The 628-nt window shown below is 57.6% G+C and carries 1 protein-coding gene; it reads right to left on the bottom strand.

Annotated features, from left to right (window positions below; translation table 11 throughout):
• The coding region (locus ACR0E6_RS22550) for an FAD-dependent oxidoreductase (protein ID WP_480587582.1) at positions 1–563 on the bottom strand (563 nt) is incomplete at its 3' end.
• Positions 564–628 lie beyond the last annotated feature (65 nt).

The raw sequence follows: 628 nt of genomic DNA, 5'->3' as shown, positions 1-628 counted from the left end.
AATTCAATCCCGATGGCGCCCGAGCCGATGACGAGCAGTTTCTTCGGCATCCGCGGCGGCTGAAGTGCGTGTTTATAGGTCCAGACCAGATCGCCATCCGCTTCCAGCCCTGGAAGCTCACGTGCGCGCGCGCCGGTGGCGAGGACGATGTTCTTGGCGGTCAGCTCTTCGGTGCCCTTCTCAGTTTTGACTGAGACTTTGCCTTTTGCGGTAATCGTCGCCTCGCCCATCACGACACTGACTTTGTTCTTCTTGAGCAAGTGGCCGATCCCACCCGACAACTGGCCGGCAACGCCACGTGAGCGTTTGACCACCGCGTCCAGATCGTAACCGAACTTGTCTGCCGTCAAACCAAAGTCCTTTGCGCGCTCCATCAGGTGGAAGACTTCCGAAGAGCGCAGCATTGCCTTGGTTGGGATGCAGCCCCAGTTCAGGCAAATGCCGCCCAGATGCTCCCGCTCGACCACGACGGTCTTGAGGCCCAGCTGCGCCGCGCGGATTGCGGCCACATACCCGCCCGGACCAGCACCGATTACGATCAGATCAAAAGATTTTTCAGCCATGTGTCCCTCTCGGCCCAGGTCGGTTTGAAATTTAGTTTAGCATTAAACTATTTTTCACAGCGCAT

This window comes from Ruegeria sp. AP12, assembly GCF_056540025.1.
The sequence above is the reverse complement of the archived record's forward strand: the minus strand, read 5'-3'. Positions and strand labels throughout refer to the sequence as shown.